Source organism: Lacibacter sp., assembly GCF_057361365.1.
The window spans coordinates 277,329-293,263 of sequence record NZ_JBMQSG010000011.1; the positions used below are offsets into that span (position 1 = coordinate 277,329).

Consider the following 15,935-nt stretch of genomic DNA (forward strand, 5'->3'; position numbering starts at 1 on the left):
AAAGTTAAGGTTTCCTGCCTGCTTTACTCCTGTTTTGAAAGATCGAATGCCTTCCCGTTTACAGTTACATTTTGAAACTGGATACCGCTGTATTTTGTTTTCAACTCTGCCTTCTCTGCAATAGCTGTGATATTGCTGAACAGAATATTGGAAACGGTATCAGCAGGATTGCCCTGCATGGTACCAACTGTTTTGCATTGCACATTGATATTGCTGAAGCTGATATTGCGAACGATAGCAAAAGGTTTTTCGGTACTGCCAAACATGTCGAAGAACTGCGTCCACGGTGCCATGCTGATGATGGTACCACATTTACCGGTGATATTTTCGATGCGTACGTTTTCATAGATTTGATAAGTATCGGGTCGCATCTTTAATCGAAGGATCGATGTATTATGTTCCATCCTGCAATTACGCATCACAATATTGCGTGCATGAATACTTTCGCTGCCAAACGTGAGTGTGCCATGCGATTCGCCAAACACACAATCTTCGATGAGGATATCTTCCACTACTCCATTCTCCCTCCGAAGATGTGCATCAGGTCCTTTGCCACCTTTGATACAAACGGCATCATCATTCACGGAGATATAACATTTCCGCACCGTTACTTTTTTGCACACATCAATATCTATCCCATCAGTGCTTGGTGCTTTCACGGGTTTAAAAGGCGAACGGATATCACAGTTTTCAATGAGTACATTGTTGCATTGATACAAATGTGTTGTCCAGAAACCGGCGTTGTGCAGTTTTACATCTTTGATTGTTACATTATTGCTTCCCCAGATAAACAATAAACGTGGACGATGCACTTCGAGATTGGTTGCTGAGCGCCCGGTCTTTTGTACCGAGTCACGGTAGAACCAGAAATATTTCCAGTACTTCAAACCGTTCCCATCAATGGTGCCCGGCCCATTGATCTGGAAACTGTCTACATGATAGGCATTGATGAGTGCCGCATAATAGTAAATACTCCGGCCTTCCATGCGTGAAGGGATCAATGGATAGTTATCAATATGATCCGAACCTTTCAGCTTTGCACCTTCCTGCAACAAGAGTTTTGTTTTCGGTTTGAAGAACAAGGCACCTGTTAGATAAACACCTTTTGGAATAATGATAGTGCCTCCACCATTTGCTTCTGCTTTATCAATCACTTTTTGAATAGCTGCTGTTTGCAGCTTTGTACTGTCGTTGCTTACACCGTGTTTGGTGATGATATAGTCTTGTGCTGATGCAATTGATGCAAACGTCCACAAACAAACCAATCCTATTAATTGCTTCATAATATTTTTATTCCTTTTTTATTCCCTGCAATCGGTTCATCCCGATCGCAGACAATTTCTCCTTTTACATATTTTAATTCAGCTACCTGTATCACACTGCGTTTATCATCAAAGGAACCTCTCGTTGCAGGGTTTGCTTTGCTTCTTCCCGGATGTGTGAAGTAATACACAAATGCACGACCATTACTAACTACCACATCACAATGTCCACCAATCGCCTGGTCGTCTCTTCCTTTGCCGGGCTCTTCTAAAATTCGTTTGCTTTGTTTCTTCCAGTTTAATAAATCAGTTGATGAATACACTTCCATGCCTTTCCATGCATCCACGATCATAAAATAGTTGCCTTGCCAATAAAAAGTTTTCGGCCCCTCGCCCCTTGCAGCAATGGCTTTGCCTTTATCAACCCAGTTGTACAGGTCTTTACTGTCGGCATAATAAATACTCTTACCATCCTTTTCATTGTTGTACCACATGCGGAAGGTTGTATCGTTGATCTTGTACACCGATGCATCAATCACCTTTTCATTTACAAGTTTGAGTGTTGATTGATAATTCCAGTTCTTTAAATCTTTACTGGTGAGATGAACGATCACTCTCGGATGATTCCAGTCTTTAAAAGTTCCGGGCACGTAGGTGAGATACATATGATACGTGCCTTTGTGTTCGATGACATCAGGAGCCCAATGCGTATAACCAACATCGGGACGATAATTGATATTGGCTGTATCAACATAAGTCCACTTCACTCCATCTTTACTTTCTGCAATACCGATGCGTGTGCCATGCACCCATTGCACGGTTGAATCATCGATTGATGCACGGCGATTGGTGTAGAGCATCCACCATTTCTTTTTTGCTTTGTTGTAGATGATGACGGGATCGGCTGCGCCGTGATAAACAGGATCATCATACAAAGGTTTGGGAACGGAGTTGTGTTGGGCATATGCACTATTTGCAGCAAACGCAAACAAGAACAGGAACGAAAACAGTTGTTTCATCATGAAATTATTTTCAAAGCGTTTGCATAAAACTCAGCAGGCCGGTTTTCAGGAAAGCTTACGGCCAATCCCTCTGCTGTTTGTTCAAATGAAAGTGATTGCTTTGTACTCAACAATTCAACCTTGCTGATTTTCTTATTATAATGCTTGCTGTTTGTGCCGAGATTTTTAATAAGCACTTTGCCATTATCCGGCCAGCCCATTACAGTTGCGTACAACACATCGACTTTCGTAACAAAACGGATATCTTCCGCACCCATTGGTTTGCCTTTGCCTTCATTGAAACCTTGTGCCGAAAGTGGTGCTGCATTTTCCAATGCAGGTCCTTCACCAAAAATCGTCCATGGTCTTGTATCGTAAATACTTTCGCTGTTTGCTTTCATCCAACGGCCAATCTCTTCAACGATCTTTTGTTCATCGCTGTCGATAGTTCCATTACCTTTTACAGGAACACTCAACATTAGATTACCATTCTTACTCACTACATCGACCAATGTATGGATCACTGTTTGTGCAGACTTGTAGCGATGATTATCGAAGATGGGTTTATTGTAATGCCAGCTGCCGATGCAGGTATCGGTTTGCCAGGGCAATGGTTCAATGCTGTTGCTTTGTCCACGCTCAATATCCCACACCATGCATTTGCGTTGCTGCTCATTCAATATTTTTCCATTGATCACCGCCTGCAATGATCCTTTTGTTTTGATGCTTTTGTTGTACAGGTGTGCAGCGATCTTTAAGCCCACATCACTGATTGGATATAAAGGCAACACCGTATCATCGAAGTAAACAACATCCGGATCGTATTTATCAATGAGATCGATCGTGCGTTTAAAAAACTTCTCACAGTATGCTTTATCCGGAACGCTTACACCTGCACCCCAATCCCACTGTGCATGAATGACTGCATTATCATTACTCTCTTTACTTAACGGATGATTTTGTGCATAGAGTTCCTGTGGATCCAATCCTTCCCACCATTTTCCTTTGCCATCTTTCTTTGTGAGTTTTCCATCATAAGGAATACCGGCTTTTGGTCCCTTTACATCGGAACGCTGTGCAGGTTCGTACCAACTCCATGCATGCGCTGCATGCACACTCACACCAAAATGCAAACCTTGCTTGCGTGCTGCTTTCGCCCAACCTCCCACTAAATCTTTCTTAGGTCCGATCTTGGTTGAATTCCAATTATGGTATTTGCTGTTGTACAAATCGAAATTATCATGATGATTCGCCAGTGCCATAAAATATTTAGCACCTGCATTTTTATACAACTCCAATAATTCATCAGGATTCCATTCCTCTGCTTTCCATTTGTTGATGACATCTTTAAAACCAAACTCCGATGGATGGCCATACTTCTCAACATGATATTTGTATTTACCATTTCCTTCCATGTACATTTCACGTGCATACCAATCACCAAACTCAGGTTCGCATTGCGGTCCCCAATGTGCCCAGATGCCGAACTTGGCATTCCTGTACCAATCAGGCGTTTTATATTGTTCTAACGAATTCCAATTCGGTTGAAAAGGTCCATCTGCAATTTGCAGATCATCGGGTGAAAAGAAAGCAGCAGCATCGGTATGATGTGCCAGCCATATTGCAGGAACAGATGCAGCTAATTGTTTGATCAACGTTCTACGATGCATAGATTTATTTTAATGCAGTGAGTGTAACAGGGCCAAGCAATCCGGATGATAACGGACTCCATGCTGCCGCTGTAAAAATTCCATTCTTTGCATTCTCCGCTCTGCGTGCTGGCATATTGGTGTTGTAAAATATTTTCCAGGGAAGTTTGTTCTTATCCATGTAAATAATGCGGTTGGCCATTAAGTTGGCAACAACAATTTCGAGTTGACTATTTGATTGCATTGCCGATGCAGGAATTACACATTGAAACACGGGCCCGATAACAGTTGCGATTTTTTTACCGTTGAGAATTACCTCCGCTGTTTCATCAACATTGCCGAGATCAAGTAACCATGAACCTGTATGATTGGATGGTTTTGCAAATGAGATGGTATACTTCGCAGTGCCGGAGAAATTCTTTACATCATCAGCACCTAATAAAGTCCATGATTTTAGTTCTGTTGTTGTGATGGGTGCAGGAATGGTTGGTCCGCCATCAAGAAAATTGATCGTCCACTCTCCTTTTATTTCCTGTGGCTGTGCCATGCTCTCTTTGTATGGAAATGCAGTGCCTGTTTTCTTTGTTGTGTACGATTGTACAATGACGGCTTCATACGATTGTAATTGTAACAACACTTCAACAGCGCCTTTTTCATTCTTTCTCCATTTCGCTAAGCCTTTCTTGCCAGTCATGGCATCAAACAAACCAAAAGAAGCGGCATTGCTGTTTAATTCAATCCATTCTTCAAAAGGTTTATCAGTGCGGTTGTTGATGAGCCACATGGTTCCTTCTGCATTCTTACGACGAAGAACAGACAGGCCTTTTTCGGTATAGCTTTCTTTTCTTGCTTTTGCAGTGAGTAACAATACATCGAGGTCATCACTGATCATGAAGGCGCCTTTGCCGACAATTGCTTTCTGTAAATTATCTGATTTTGAAAACTTCAACTGGCTGATGAGTTGCTGAAATGTTTTTCTTCTTGCATCCAGTTGATTAAGGCCCGGTACATCCTGTGGCAGGTTTTTATAAATAAGAATGGTTGCACCTTGTTGTGCAAGCTTCATCAACTGCTGCATTGCCTTTTCAGTAATGAGTTTATTCGCAGGTAATAAAATAGTGCGATAGACATTGCCACTACTGATGATATTGCTTCCGCTATTGGTAAACTTCTGCAACTGACGTTCACTAAAGAAATCAAAACTATATCCTTTCTCCACCATCCATTTTGATACATGTTCAAATTCTGTGTTCACAAAATTCCGTTCCATACCATCGAAATGCTGCAGCAACACATTGCCAGGCTCTGCATACCGATCAACGATTGGGTAATAGAGTAACACATCATTATCCGGTTTCCCTTTCTGTAAAAAACTTTGTGTGCGTGTGATGTATTGATTCAACACATGAAAATCTTTCCATTGCGGATTCGTTGGCTGAAAATGCACAGCTGCATAAAACAACCAGCCTGGCCATTTTGCTTCTTTGGGTGAATATTCAGTACCGTGATAAAAAATATGATTCACTCCACCGAGGAAATAAAGATCGATTGCTTTCTTCACATCGCCCCAGCTTGATAAGAAATGTTCATTGAGCCATGTAGCAGATTCAGACGACACCAATTGTTTACCCGATACGTTCGCTGCTGATGTAGCAAATTTAAAACGCAGAATATCTGTGCCTTCTGTTTCGGGAATATCAACAACGCTGTATAAGTCCAATGTGTTTGCAGGTGAACCATGCGATTGATTGCGCAACATCTTGCCTTTGGTGCCTGCCCATTTTTTCCATGTCATGGTGAAATGCTCCAGCAGCAGTTCATCGATCACGGAACGGTAATCATAAATTACACGACTGTTTTTCTCTGCAGCATCTTTTCCAAACAACGCAGCCAATTGTGTTTTGAGATCGTAGCCTTTGCGCTTTTTAAACTCTTCAAAGAAAGATGGTGTCCAGTTACTTTGTCCTCGTGCATCATCTACTTCATACGAATCGTTGAAGAACGAACGGAGGTAAGAGATATCATAACCTTTGAAAGAAGCATCAAACTTTTTAAAATAATTCGTCGCTGCATTCAATGAAAAGTGATCGATGGCATAACCTTCACCACCGGGAGCAGCACGCTCTACCATCTTTCCATGTAAGCCCTGGAACAATGCATACAAGGTCCAATTGCCGTTTGGAGCAGTCCAGTTTAATTTTCCATTTGCATCAACCTTTGTTGTCAGATCAACCGTTTCATTTTTATCAGAATAAGCGATCAATGTTTGTAAAGGCAATTTGCCGGGATATTGAATCTGATCCAATGCCAATGCCTGCAAATTTTTATTTGTCCAGACAGGTTTCAACACCTGATCGAAAGTTGCAGGTTTGTTATTGGCTGTGCGGATAAATCCTTCCTGTTTGTATTCAACAGCTTCGCTTAATTGTTCGCCAGCATTGAGTTTATAGGTTTTATAGAGAATTGTTTTGCTGGCGTCTTCATCCTTTACCCAAGGCCCACCGAATGGCCATCCGGTTCCGTTTGCTAAATCAACACCAAGACCTAAACGTTTTGATTCGTTGAGTGTGTAGGTGAACATCTGCATCCATTGCGGCGACAAAAAATCGATGAATTGTTTTTCGTAACCTTCTACTCCATAGATGGGTGTTAACTCCACGCCACCTAAGCCGGCTTGCTGGTATTGCTGTAAGTTCCAGGTAAGATCAGCTTTATTTACGGCACTGCCTTCCCACCACCAACGTGTCCATGGTTTGGTTACGTTTGTAACAGAAGGCCAATTGATCTGTGCCTGAGCAATGATGATGGAACAACTAAAAGAAAGAAGGCTGATAAATTTTTTCATTCGTGTGTTGATAAGCTGATGTTTATTTTGTTTCATTGATCTCAACGGCATAGACATTCTCAATGCCTTCGAAGTTAGCACGGAAGATCACCCATTTGCCATCGGGACTGAAATGTACATTTGGTTCAAGACGATAATTGTGATGCTTCATATTCACCAATCGTGTGGAGACAAACTTATCGCCATCGGGTTTGAATAAATAGATCCACATGCCATCTTTTGCTCTTGCAACCTGTCCTGAATTACCACCATCACCACAAAACAATGAATTGTCTTTATTGCTGTTGAAGTGAATACTCCATTCATCCCGTTGCAACTCGTATTTTTTTTTTTGTCCGTTGTTGACGTTATGACCTTCCACATAAAATTTGGTGCTGCGTGGTTGTTGCAGATCGTACCAAATGATTTTGCCATCCACACTGGGCCACTCATGCCCCGCTATTTCCATATCCATGATACGCTTGTGAATCTGTGTGATCTTCTTTGTCTTTACATCAATCGTCCAGATACGGTTCACTTTATGCCAGGGGCCTTCGTGACAAAACATCAAAAGATTTGGATCGGTAGTTGAGAATTGCACATGATTGAGCCATGCACTGTCGCTGTGCACTTTGTCTAATTCCTTTGTTTTTACATTTATCGTGAACAAGGTACGTGGCAGCTTTGCTTCGTAAATAATATCGAAGTAGCTTGACTTGTTGGGATATTTTTTAAAGAGTTCTTTTTCTTCGTCACTTGATTTTGCTCCGCCTAACAATGTACCATCTGCATTAATAGCTGTAACGGTTCCTTTAAAATCAGCAGGGAAAACAAAAACAGTTTTCACTTCTTTTGTTTTTGCATTTACGCTGAATACAGTATCCCTGATCTGGTAATAGACAATTCCTTTTTTGTTATCAACGATCTCGCCATTCATAGGCAAACGATGATAGGTTAATTGTTCACTCTTTAATGTTTTGAGATCAAGCAAATGGATTTGACGGTTACCAGAAACAACGGTTGAGATTTCCTGTTTACGTACGCTGTCAACATTGTTTTTGTTGCTGCTGTAAAACACCATCGAGTTGCCAATGAAAGGATTGTTGTGAAAGTAAAAGCTGAGATTACTCCTGCCTTCCATTCTTGTTAATTTGACGACACGATGTTTGGTGTCTTTATCGATCCATTCGTCCGGCATTTTTTTGCCACCGGTTTCGAGGACTTCCTGTGCATGCAGGGACAATACAGTAGCGAACAGCAGAGCAACCGTTGAGAGAAATTTCATTTTATACAGCTTTTAAACAGCCTATAAAGTAAAGACTTAAAAGCAGGACGGTTATCCTGTACAATCCTGCTACTTTTCCGCCTGTTTCAGCGCCCGGTACCTTCTGCGTACATCGGGGAAAAAGATAAAATTAAAATAGAGGAAATTAACGACAATGATGATGTAGGCTACATTGATTGGGAATTTCGAGCGGAACCTGACCATCGTACATTCAAGCACGATGATTGTAATAGCGAGCGTAAAAAGTTTGGGATTAATGACTTTTCTCATAAGAACTTGGAATAACTCTGGACTGCAATATACTTATTTCACCGGTTTTACCTCCTCGCAGCTCATAATTACGGTTTCATACTATCGATAGGCGATGAAACAAAGTTGATTTTCGTAAACGACTGACAAGATTTAAAATTCAAACCAAAGACTTCCACTTATTGTTCCCGAAACAGGATCATTCTTTTGACTTTGTGGGCCCATTGAATTGGCAGCTCTAAACTTTGTACCGATAGGTGCAATGGCATTTAAGAATCCAAAATTACCTTCAGGGAATGGTGGATTCACATGCGGGATAAATGTGGTGGATGCCTTGCGTGGTTTCAACATTTGCACAAACAGATCTTCTTTATCTGTATAAACCGTAAAAGAAGAAGCCGTCGTTTCAACCGTTATCCAATATACATTGCCATGATAACCTGAGAACTCAGGATAACTGATGACTTCGCCTGTAACAGCTTTATTGTATTTCTTCTGCCACACGTTTAGTGGTGCGCCTTTTAAACGATTCTTCCACACATGATAAGGGCCGGCACCTAACCATTTCATTCCTTTCAGTTTTGTCTCATCTACATTGAACGTGATGCCATAAAAATCTGCAGCTTTCGATTGCGTATAACTGTATTCCAATTTTGCAGGTGAACCACCTGTAAATGTCCACTTCACATTGAGTGAAGCATCACCTGTATACTCTGCTTCTACTTCATACGTATTGTTGCTGCGTTTTGAATGATTAAATTTTTGCAGTGCTTGTTTTTCTCCTGCTAACACAGGTCCATTCCCAAAAGGAATCAGTTGTTGATTCTTGGTAACAGTTGTTAAGTAACCGGTGCTTGTGTCAAAATCGTACCTGATACCATCGCAAACGATGGAGAGTATTTTACCTTCAACAGATTCTTTTATAGTATTTGCGGGTTTCTTTGTTGCTGCGATATTTGATGCAGTAATTGTTGCCGGTTGTTGAATGGGCCATACCCATGTACATAATGCACGACCGTATTGATCCGTTGCTGTGAATGATAATGCATCTGCATTCATCCAATTTGCAGGAAGCGTTAATTGAAGTGTTCCTGTTTTTCCTGCTGGCAGCGCAATGGATGTATTGCCGGATATGATAACAGCATGACCGGTCTTCTTATCCTTTGCCAATGGAAACTTCAACAACTCCCATTTGAATTTGCAGGAAGACAGATTCGTGTAGAGATAATTATTTTCAATGGATAATTTTCCTGCAAAGTTTTTATCAAGTATTGGTTTTGCAACTTGTACAGGGCTCCATATTTCTTTGATGGTATAATAGCTACCTTCTTTTTCACGATGTGGCCCAACAATGCCATCGGGTGCATGATTGCCATCAGTGTCTAAACTATCTTTCAAATCTTTCCGCACAATTGCTTCATCACTTAATACCCATAAGAAACCGCCTGCATGTCTTGGATTTTTACGAAAGAGTTTCCAGTAATCATCTAACCCTGCACCATGACCTCCATCATATAACCCATGAATCATTTCTGTATGCAACAACACATCGCCTTTCTCTGCAGCTTTTTCTACATAACTATAATCAGGATAATGTTTGGTGTCAACGTTATTAAAATTACTCCAGGGATGTAACACGACTCTTTTTTGGGGATCGTACAATGCATAATCATCATCGAGATCAGTGTTCCAGCCACCTTCATTACCATTGTCCCAAAATAAAATGGAAGGGTGATTTATATCTCTTGTCACCACTTCTTTCACCAATTTTTCACCTACGGGTGTTCCATATTTATTCTGCCAGCCTGTTAATTCATCCAATACAAACAAACCGAGTGAATCACATAGATCTAAAAATTCAGGATCAGGTGGATAATGTGACATCCGAACCGAATTCATATTCATGTCCTTCATCATTTCAATATCCATCAAATGAATTTTACGGCTTAATGTTCTTCCACTCTCCGGCCAAATGCTGTGACGGTTCACACCTTTCATCATGATCTTAACGCCATTTACATAGATGCCATCTCCTTTTCTTACTTCCACTGTTCTGAAACCAAATCGCTGATGAAATAGATGTACAACTTTCCCTTTGCGACGAAGACTTACTTCAACAGTATAAAGGTTTGGAAATTCAGGATTCCATTGTTTTGGACTCGCAAAACTATTTGTTAACTGAATTTTCTCTGAAGTATTTGTTACAGTTGCAGTGAATGGTTTTCCAAACGCAATGCCTTTTAATGTTTTAACCTGTGCAGTTATTTCATCTCCTTCTTTCACTTGTTCAGCAAATACATCCATTGCAAATTTTCCATCGGCTCTTGCATCAATGGCCACACGCTGAATAAAAGAAGCAGGTAAAATTTTTAAATACACCGGACGATAGATACCACCAAAGACCCAGAAATCTCCTTCACGTTCTGCATTGTCTACAGTACTGTCGGCACTTACTTTGCTGACATTTACTTCCAGCAAATTCTCAACACCGGGTTTAATAAATGCTGTGATGTTATATTGAAAACGATAAAACCCGCCTTGATGAATCGGCCCAACCACTTGTCCATTCAACTTTACTTCAGTATCTGTCATCACTCCTTCAAACACAATTTCAATTTGTTTGTTGGCCCATGTTTTATCTGCAACAAAGCGACGCTTATATAAACCCTGTTCCGTGCTTTTCTTTTTGTCATTGCCTTTTTCATCGTGTCCATAGTTATAAGCACCAAAGCTTTGCAATTCCCAATTGGATGGAACAGGTATGGTTGTCCATTTACCGCTGTTCATTCCGCCTGTACAAAAGAATTCCCAGTTGACCGTATGATCTTTATCTGTGCCTGACAAGTAACGGATCTCCGTTTGCTGTGCAAACAATGCTCCATTCATGAACAGGAAACAACTTACTGCACTCAATATGCGATAAATATTTATTCTCATTAAACGATTCTTTTTTTATTTGATCTTCACAAGTGTTACATCATCTACATAACAAAACGCATTGGCCATTCCTTCTGCAAGAAAGCCGATCTCTACTTTTCCGGCTTTCACCATAATGCCCTCAATAGTTATTGTTTTCCATGAGGTATTTTCTGTTTGAATACCATAAATTAGAATTTTACCATTGCTCTCAGCATACATTGCAAGCTTTCCAAAACCGGTGCTGTTCTTTACTTTAGCTGTGAGTGTGTAATTGCCGTCTTCCAGTTTTACATAGGGAGATGAAGTAATAATTTGTGATACTTTTCTTTTAAAGTTGACTTTATCGCTGATCTGCAAACTCTTTTCGCCAATCACAATCTTTCGGTCGCTTTCTGTATTGAAATAATTCAATACAGGTGAGTTGCTACTGTCGAGTGAAACTTTGTTGCCTTCAATCACAGTCGTAATCCATCCCAATAAAAATTCCTGTACTGGTTTTACATGACTGGGGATTCTTCTTCTGTCTGCTTCAAAGCTTCCATTCATGACATAGTTATTATCAGCAGCAATTTTCCACTCGCCTGTTTTTGCATTGATGTGCCAGGAGCCAAGTGAATTGAAATAAGGTTCACTTCCAGCAAATGAAAGCGGAAACCATTGATTATAACCCAATCCATTGCCTGCAAAGTTGGCCCAGCGATCGCCACAATACACAACTGTTTCCTGTTTACTTCCTTTCACATTAAAGAAGAATCCCGTTTGTGTTACATGCGCATAATCGTTTTCACTTCCTTTCATCACCTGCATATTATTGGTTGGCGTGTAAGGCCCACGAATATCATCGGCCACTAAGTAATACGCATACGATGCATCCCAACCATAAATGTTTGAAGCAGCCATGTAGTACTTGCCTTCGTATTTAAACATGCAGTTCCCTTCCCTGCTTTCGCCCTGGAATATTTTTGTGCAGTCGAGCAGATTCACCATGCCATCTTTTACACCAATCTCAGAAACATAAATTTTATTTCTTCCGCTGCCATAAGAATAGATGAGATACGATTTACCACTGTCTTCATCAGTAAATATTGTTTGATCGCCGGTATTAGTTGTGCCGATCATTTCCTTCATACTAATGCGTTGATGCCATTTGAATGCACCTGTAGGAGAATCGGCAAGTGCAATCAACACCTGGTTACCATGCTGCACAAACATTGCATACTTGCTCATCTCTTTGATGTAGGCAACACCTAAACGGCCTACCCATGTTCTGGGCGAATTTTTAAATGCTTCTTCTTTGGTGAACACATTTGCTTCAAAGGTCCAGTTCACCAGATCGGTAGAACTGTAACAGGTTACCGCTTCAAACGTGGCATTAGGTAAGGTTACAGAAGGATCGTTTCGATAAGTCTCTGCTTCTTTGTAATGCACGCCGTACCAGTAATACTTTTCTTTTCCGTTTACATCGTTGAACTTAAAGATACCGCCACCCTGACTATAGATGGGCTGCCCCTCTTTTGTATTCCAGAACACATCGTTCTTGATGTTGAGGAATTGTGCGTGTGCACTCAAGCACATCAACAGCACAACAATTTTAAGGGCAAGAAATTGCTTCATGAATTATTTATATTTTCTCTTCAACCATTCTTCCGGTAAATAAATAATGCAGATGTTCATCGATTTTCCATCTGCTGATAACATCGCTGATTGAATCTGAATTTTTGTTCCATCATCACTCATGGTTGGATGCGGATGATCGGCCGCAGTTGGCTTATGACCTGCAGACAACAAGATCATTTCATTACTATGTCTGTCGATGAGATAAATATCACGTTTGAAATCATCGCCAACAGCCCAACGTCCGTCCGGCGATCCACTCACATGCCACAAACCACTTCCGCTTTTTGTTTGTCCGGCAATATAACTTTCTCTTGTGCGCAAATTCACAATGGCTAAACCGGTTGGCTTTTCTCTGGTACCCGATGGGCCCCATGCAGGATCCTGTCCGGGATTTGCACCACCAACAGCTGTACCTGTGGTATCAACGCCACCAATCTTACGGTGACCCATAATCGCTATTGCCACTTCATCTTTACCTATTACCGCTTCATGTGTTACCCATTCGTATTCTGCTTCGGGGTACAACGGACGAAGACCGGTTCCATCACGCTTCACCGTCCATGTACGTTGCGGTGATTTACCACCGGTTTCCCAACAGAACACAATTTCACCGGGCATCCACGGATTACTTTGTATATGACCTATCTGAAACGGAACTGATATCACATATTTTATTTCTCCGGTTAATACATTCATTGCTGCAATACCGTTTGGTCCTGCACCCATATTGCGTGGTCCGAAATTATCAGCCGGTTTTGTTCCTTCAGTTAAATGCTTTGCTGCAGCCGTTTTGCCAACACGAAAATAAGCCCACTCCTCATCTCCATCCAATGCCATATCGCCACCACCTTCCAGTTCAATTGGGATTGTGCCGCATATACGTTGATAGATATGTGCAGGCTGCATCTTTCCTGCTTTACTGTCGGCGAATACTTTTGCTAAATCAACTTCAACGATCTGCAACGGAATAGGATTTCTTCTGCGTGTTGTATCTCCTTGTGTTCTTCTTGCAGTATCACGCTGTGGATAACGCATGAAATACAGCTTCATGCTTTTGCGTGCAATGTTGAGCATACCGGCGTAGCCACCTTCTGTTACCTGCACCATCTCGCCCGTTTTTTCATTCACAGCCAATGCTTCATTGCGTGCACGGTTGCTGCGAAAGATAAGCCATTCGCCATCGCTCGTCCATTGATTATGTGTTTGATAAATTTTAGAATCACCTGTTGGTGTTGATGTTAAAAACACCAAACGTGCACCAGTAACAGGATCTTTCATTTCCTTTCGCTCCGATGGAAAACGTTTACCGATTTGTGCAGATGCAAACATCGACACACATAACCCTGCAAGAATAAAAAACTGTTTCATGTTTCTTGTTTTGAGGTTGCCCTGCCCTTAAGGGCAGGGCAAGTAATAATCGCAAAATATTAAGGGCTTTAGCCCATATATATTTACCAATCTAATTTTAATAAACTCACACCCTGCTGTGGCAGAACAATATTCAATTGCACAGCTCCATTCACAACTTTTATCTTCTTGACAGCACCGATGGTTTTTAATTGTCCCGCATTTTCCAAAACTGCAATTTGTTCTTTTGTTGGATTTTGCGGCGAGCCCATTTTCTTCCACACTTCATAACTGTTGCTGTGTTCATCATCAATACGATATTCAGTAACGGTTACTGTTGTTGCAGTTAATCCATTGATGTTTACGGCAACAGCCAATGCATCCTTCTTTACATCATCATCATGATAATTCCACAACATCACAGTTGCGGAACGTTTATCTTTTGCGGCTAATCCACCAACATCATTGTATTTTCTACGTACACTTGAATCAACCATTGTTTTCAAATCATACATTTGGTTGCCTTGCACCAATACTCGTTTCCCTTTCATCATACCAAACATGCGGAACACATTCAGCACGGGTTTATCAACACCATTCGTTGCAAGATCACGAAAGCCATAGAACCAGGGTTGATTCTCAAATTCAAAAGCCCATGATACAGCACCAAGAAAGTTAACCTTGAATGAATCAGCTAATAAATATTTACGTGCAAAAGATGCAGCTGTATAACTGGAAAACATCGTTCCGTTGCGATATGCATTTTCAGGATTCGTATGCATACCACAGGCAGCACAACCTTCGGGATCAGATTCTCCAATGATCACAGGAAGATGTTTTAACTGCGGATACGATGCAACAAATTTGAAACCGGCATTGATATCCCGCAGTTGCGTTCCCATATTCATCTGCACATGTCCGTTTACAACTTTAGGTGAACCTTTTGCATGAAATAAGATCGCATCAACGGGTGAACCTATTTTCTTTGTTACATAATTGGTATCACTGTAGCAATGTTTTACAAATGCGTGTAACCACTCCTGCGCACCTTTACTTGCAGTACCGGCAATATTAATACCGCCGATCTTTGCAGTGGGCAATGCACGCTTCACTGCATCAGCCGTATAATCGTATAATTTGAAAAATTCTTCTTTTGTTCCTTTCCAGTAACCATTCGGTTCGTTCCATAATTCCCAATACCAACTCTCCACTTCTTTCTTGCCGTAACGCTCCACACTGTGTTTCACCCATTGAAAAACCAACTCGGCCCATTTGTTATAATCTTTTGGTGGATAAGCCCAACCTGTAATGATCTTGAAATAAGGATCGCCGGGTTTCCAATCATGTTTGTATGGCTGCGGATTAGTTGATAAAGCTTCCGGCATAAAACCAATCTGTGCCAACGGTTTCATTCCACGTTGAATGTATGTATCAAAAATGCTGTCGATGATTTTCCAATTGTAAATGGGATTGCCGTTTGCATCTTCGGTGTAGGCATTGGTGCTTCCCCATTTTAATGCAGGTGTACCATCACCTGTTACCAACAAACTATGTGCCCGAACATAAACAGGAACAGGACTGAGTTTTGAAATCTCTGTGAGCAATTTCTTTCCATCTTTCATGTAAGTATAGTTCGGTTCATCATAACCAAACCAAGCCCACACGGGTTTCATATCGCCTGTTTCTTTTTTCAGATCAACATTGATGGATGCTGTTTGCGCAAATGCTTTCGAGAAAAAGAAAAGGAAAAACAGCAATCGTTTCATTTTGTCTTATTTGATT

The 15,935-nt window shown here is 41.0% G+C and carries 9 protein-coding genes; all 9 read right to left on the reverse strand.

The features are described 5' to 3' along the window. Positions 1–23 precede the first annotated feature (23 nt). The 9 genes from ACO1QW_RS10675 to ACO1QW_RS10715 all read right to left on the reverse strand — a co-directional run bounded on the left by ACO1QW_RS10675 (position 24) and on the right by ACO1QW_RS10715 (position 15,919). Positions 24–1,283, reverse strand: coding sequence for a glycoside hydrolase family 28 protein (locus ACO1QW_RS10675; protein ID WP_486258334.1), 1,260 nt, complete (start codon positions 1,281–1,283; stop codon positions 24–26). Next, positions 1,280–2,284 (reverse strand): family 43 glycosylhydrolase, encoded by a 1,005-nt coding sequence (locus ACO1QW_RS10680; RefSeq protein ID WP_486258336.1) that lies wholly within the window; start codon positions 2,282–2,284, stop codon positions 1,280–1,282. Before ACO1QW_RS10680 ends, ACO1QW_RS10675 begins: the two co-directional genes overlap by 4 nt. Continuing rightward, positions 2,281–3,933: an alpha-L-fucosidase gene (locus tag ACO1QW_RS10685; RefSeq protein ID WP_486258338.1), complete on the reverse strand. Its 1,653-nt coding sequence runs from the start codon at positions 3,931–3,933 to the stop codon at positions 2,281–2,283. The genes ACO1QW_RS10680 and ACO1QW_RS10685 overlap by 4 nt, the downstream gene beginning before the upstream one ends. Positions 3,934–3,937: 4 nt before the next feature. Beyond that, a complete protein-coding gene (locus tag ACO1QW_RS10690) occupies positions 3,938–6,757 on the reverse strand; it encodes a glycosyl hydrolase (RefSeq protein WP_486258340.1) in 2,820 nt (939 codons plus the stop codon). 22 nt (positions 6,758–6,779) lie between these two features. Next, a complete protein-coding gene (locus ACO1QW_RS10695) occupies positions 6,780–8,021 on the reverse strand; it encodes an oligogalacturonate lyase family protein (protein WP_486258342.1) in 1,242 nt (413 codons plus the stop codon). Between the two features lie 402 nt (positions 8,022–8,423). After that, positions 8,424–11,207: a glycoside hydrolase family 2 protein gene (locus ACO1QW_RS10700; protein ID WP_486258344.1), complete on the reverse strand. Its 2,784-nt coding sequence runs from the start codon at positions 11,205–11,207 to the stop codon at positions 8,424–8,426. A gap of 15 nt (positions 11,208–11,222) precedes the next feature. Then, positions 11,223–12,803 carry a family 43 glycosylhydrolase gene (locus ACO1QW_RS10705; RefSeq protein ID WP_486258346.1) on the reverse strand — a complete coding sequence of 527 codons (1,581 nt, stop codon included), beginning with the start codon at positions 12,801–12,803 and terminating at the stop codon, positions 11,223–11,225. Between the two features lie 3 nt (positions 12,804–12,806). After that, positions 12,807–14,174 carry a TolB-like translocation protein gene (locus ACO1QW_RS10710; protein WP_486258348.1) on the reverse strand — a complete coding sequence of 456 codons (1,368 nt, stop codon included), beginning with the start codon at positions 14,172–14,174 and terminating at the stop codon, positions 12,807–12,809. Between the two features lie 83 nt (positions 14,175–14,257). After that, on the reverse strand, positions 14,258–15,919 hold the full coding sequence (locus tag ACO1QW_RS10715; protein ID WP_486258350.1) for a GH39 family glycosyl hydrolase: 1,662 nt from the start codon (positions 15,917–15,919) through the stop codon (positions 14,258–14,260). Positions 15,920–15,935 lie beyond the last annotated feature (16 nt).

What these genes read in the sequence shown, in the direction of transcription:
- ACO1QW_RS10690 (WP_486258340.1), bottom strand. Translation starts at nt 6,757, where the DNA reads ATGAAAAAATTTATCAGCCTTCTTTCTTTTAGTTGTTCCATCATCATT.
- ACO1QW_RS10695 (WP_486258342.1), bottom strand. Translation starts at nt 8,021, where the DNA reads ATGAAATTTCTCTCAACGGTTGCTCTGCTGTTCGCTACTGTATTGTCC.
- ACO1QW_RS10705 (WP_486258346.1), bottom strand. Translation starts at nt 12,803, where the DNA reads ATGAAGCAATTTCTTGCCCTTAAAATTGTTGTGCTGTTGATGTGCTTG.
- ACO1QW_RS10685 (WP_486258338.1), bottom strand. Translation starts at nt 3,933, where the DNA reads ATGCATCGTAGAACGTTGATCAAACAATTAGCTGCATCTGTTCCTGCA.
- ACO1QW_RS10680 (WP_486258336.1), bottom strand. Translation starts at nt 2,284, where the DNA reads ATGATGAAACAACTGTTTTCGTTCCTGTTCTTGTTTGCGTTTGCTGCA.
- ACO1QW_RS10700 (WP_486258344.1), bottom strand. Translation starts at nt 11,207, where the DNA reads ATGAGAATAAATATTTATCGCATATTGAGTGCAGTAAGTTGTTTCCTG.
- ACO1QW_RS10710 (WP_486258348.1), bottom strand. Translation starts at nt 14,174, where the DNA reads ATGAAACAGTTTTTTATTCTTGCAGGGTTATGTGTGTCGATGTTTGCA.
- ACO1QW_RS10715 (WP_486258350.1), bottom strand. Translation starts at nt 15,919, where the DNA reads ATGAAACGATTGCTGTTTTTCCTTTTCTTTTTCTCGAAAGCATTTGCG.
- ACO1QW_RS10675 (WP_486258334.1), bottom strand. Translation starts at nt 1,283, where the DNA reads ATGAAGCAATTAATAGGATTGGTTTGTTTGTGGACGTTTGCATCAATT.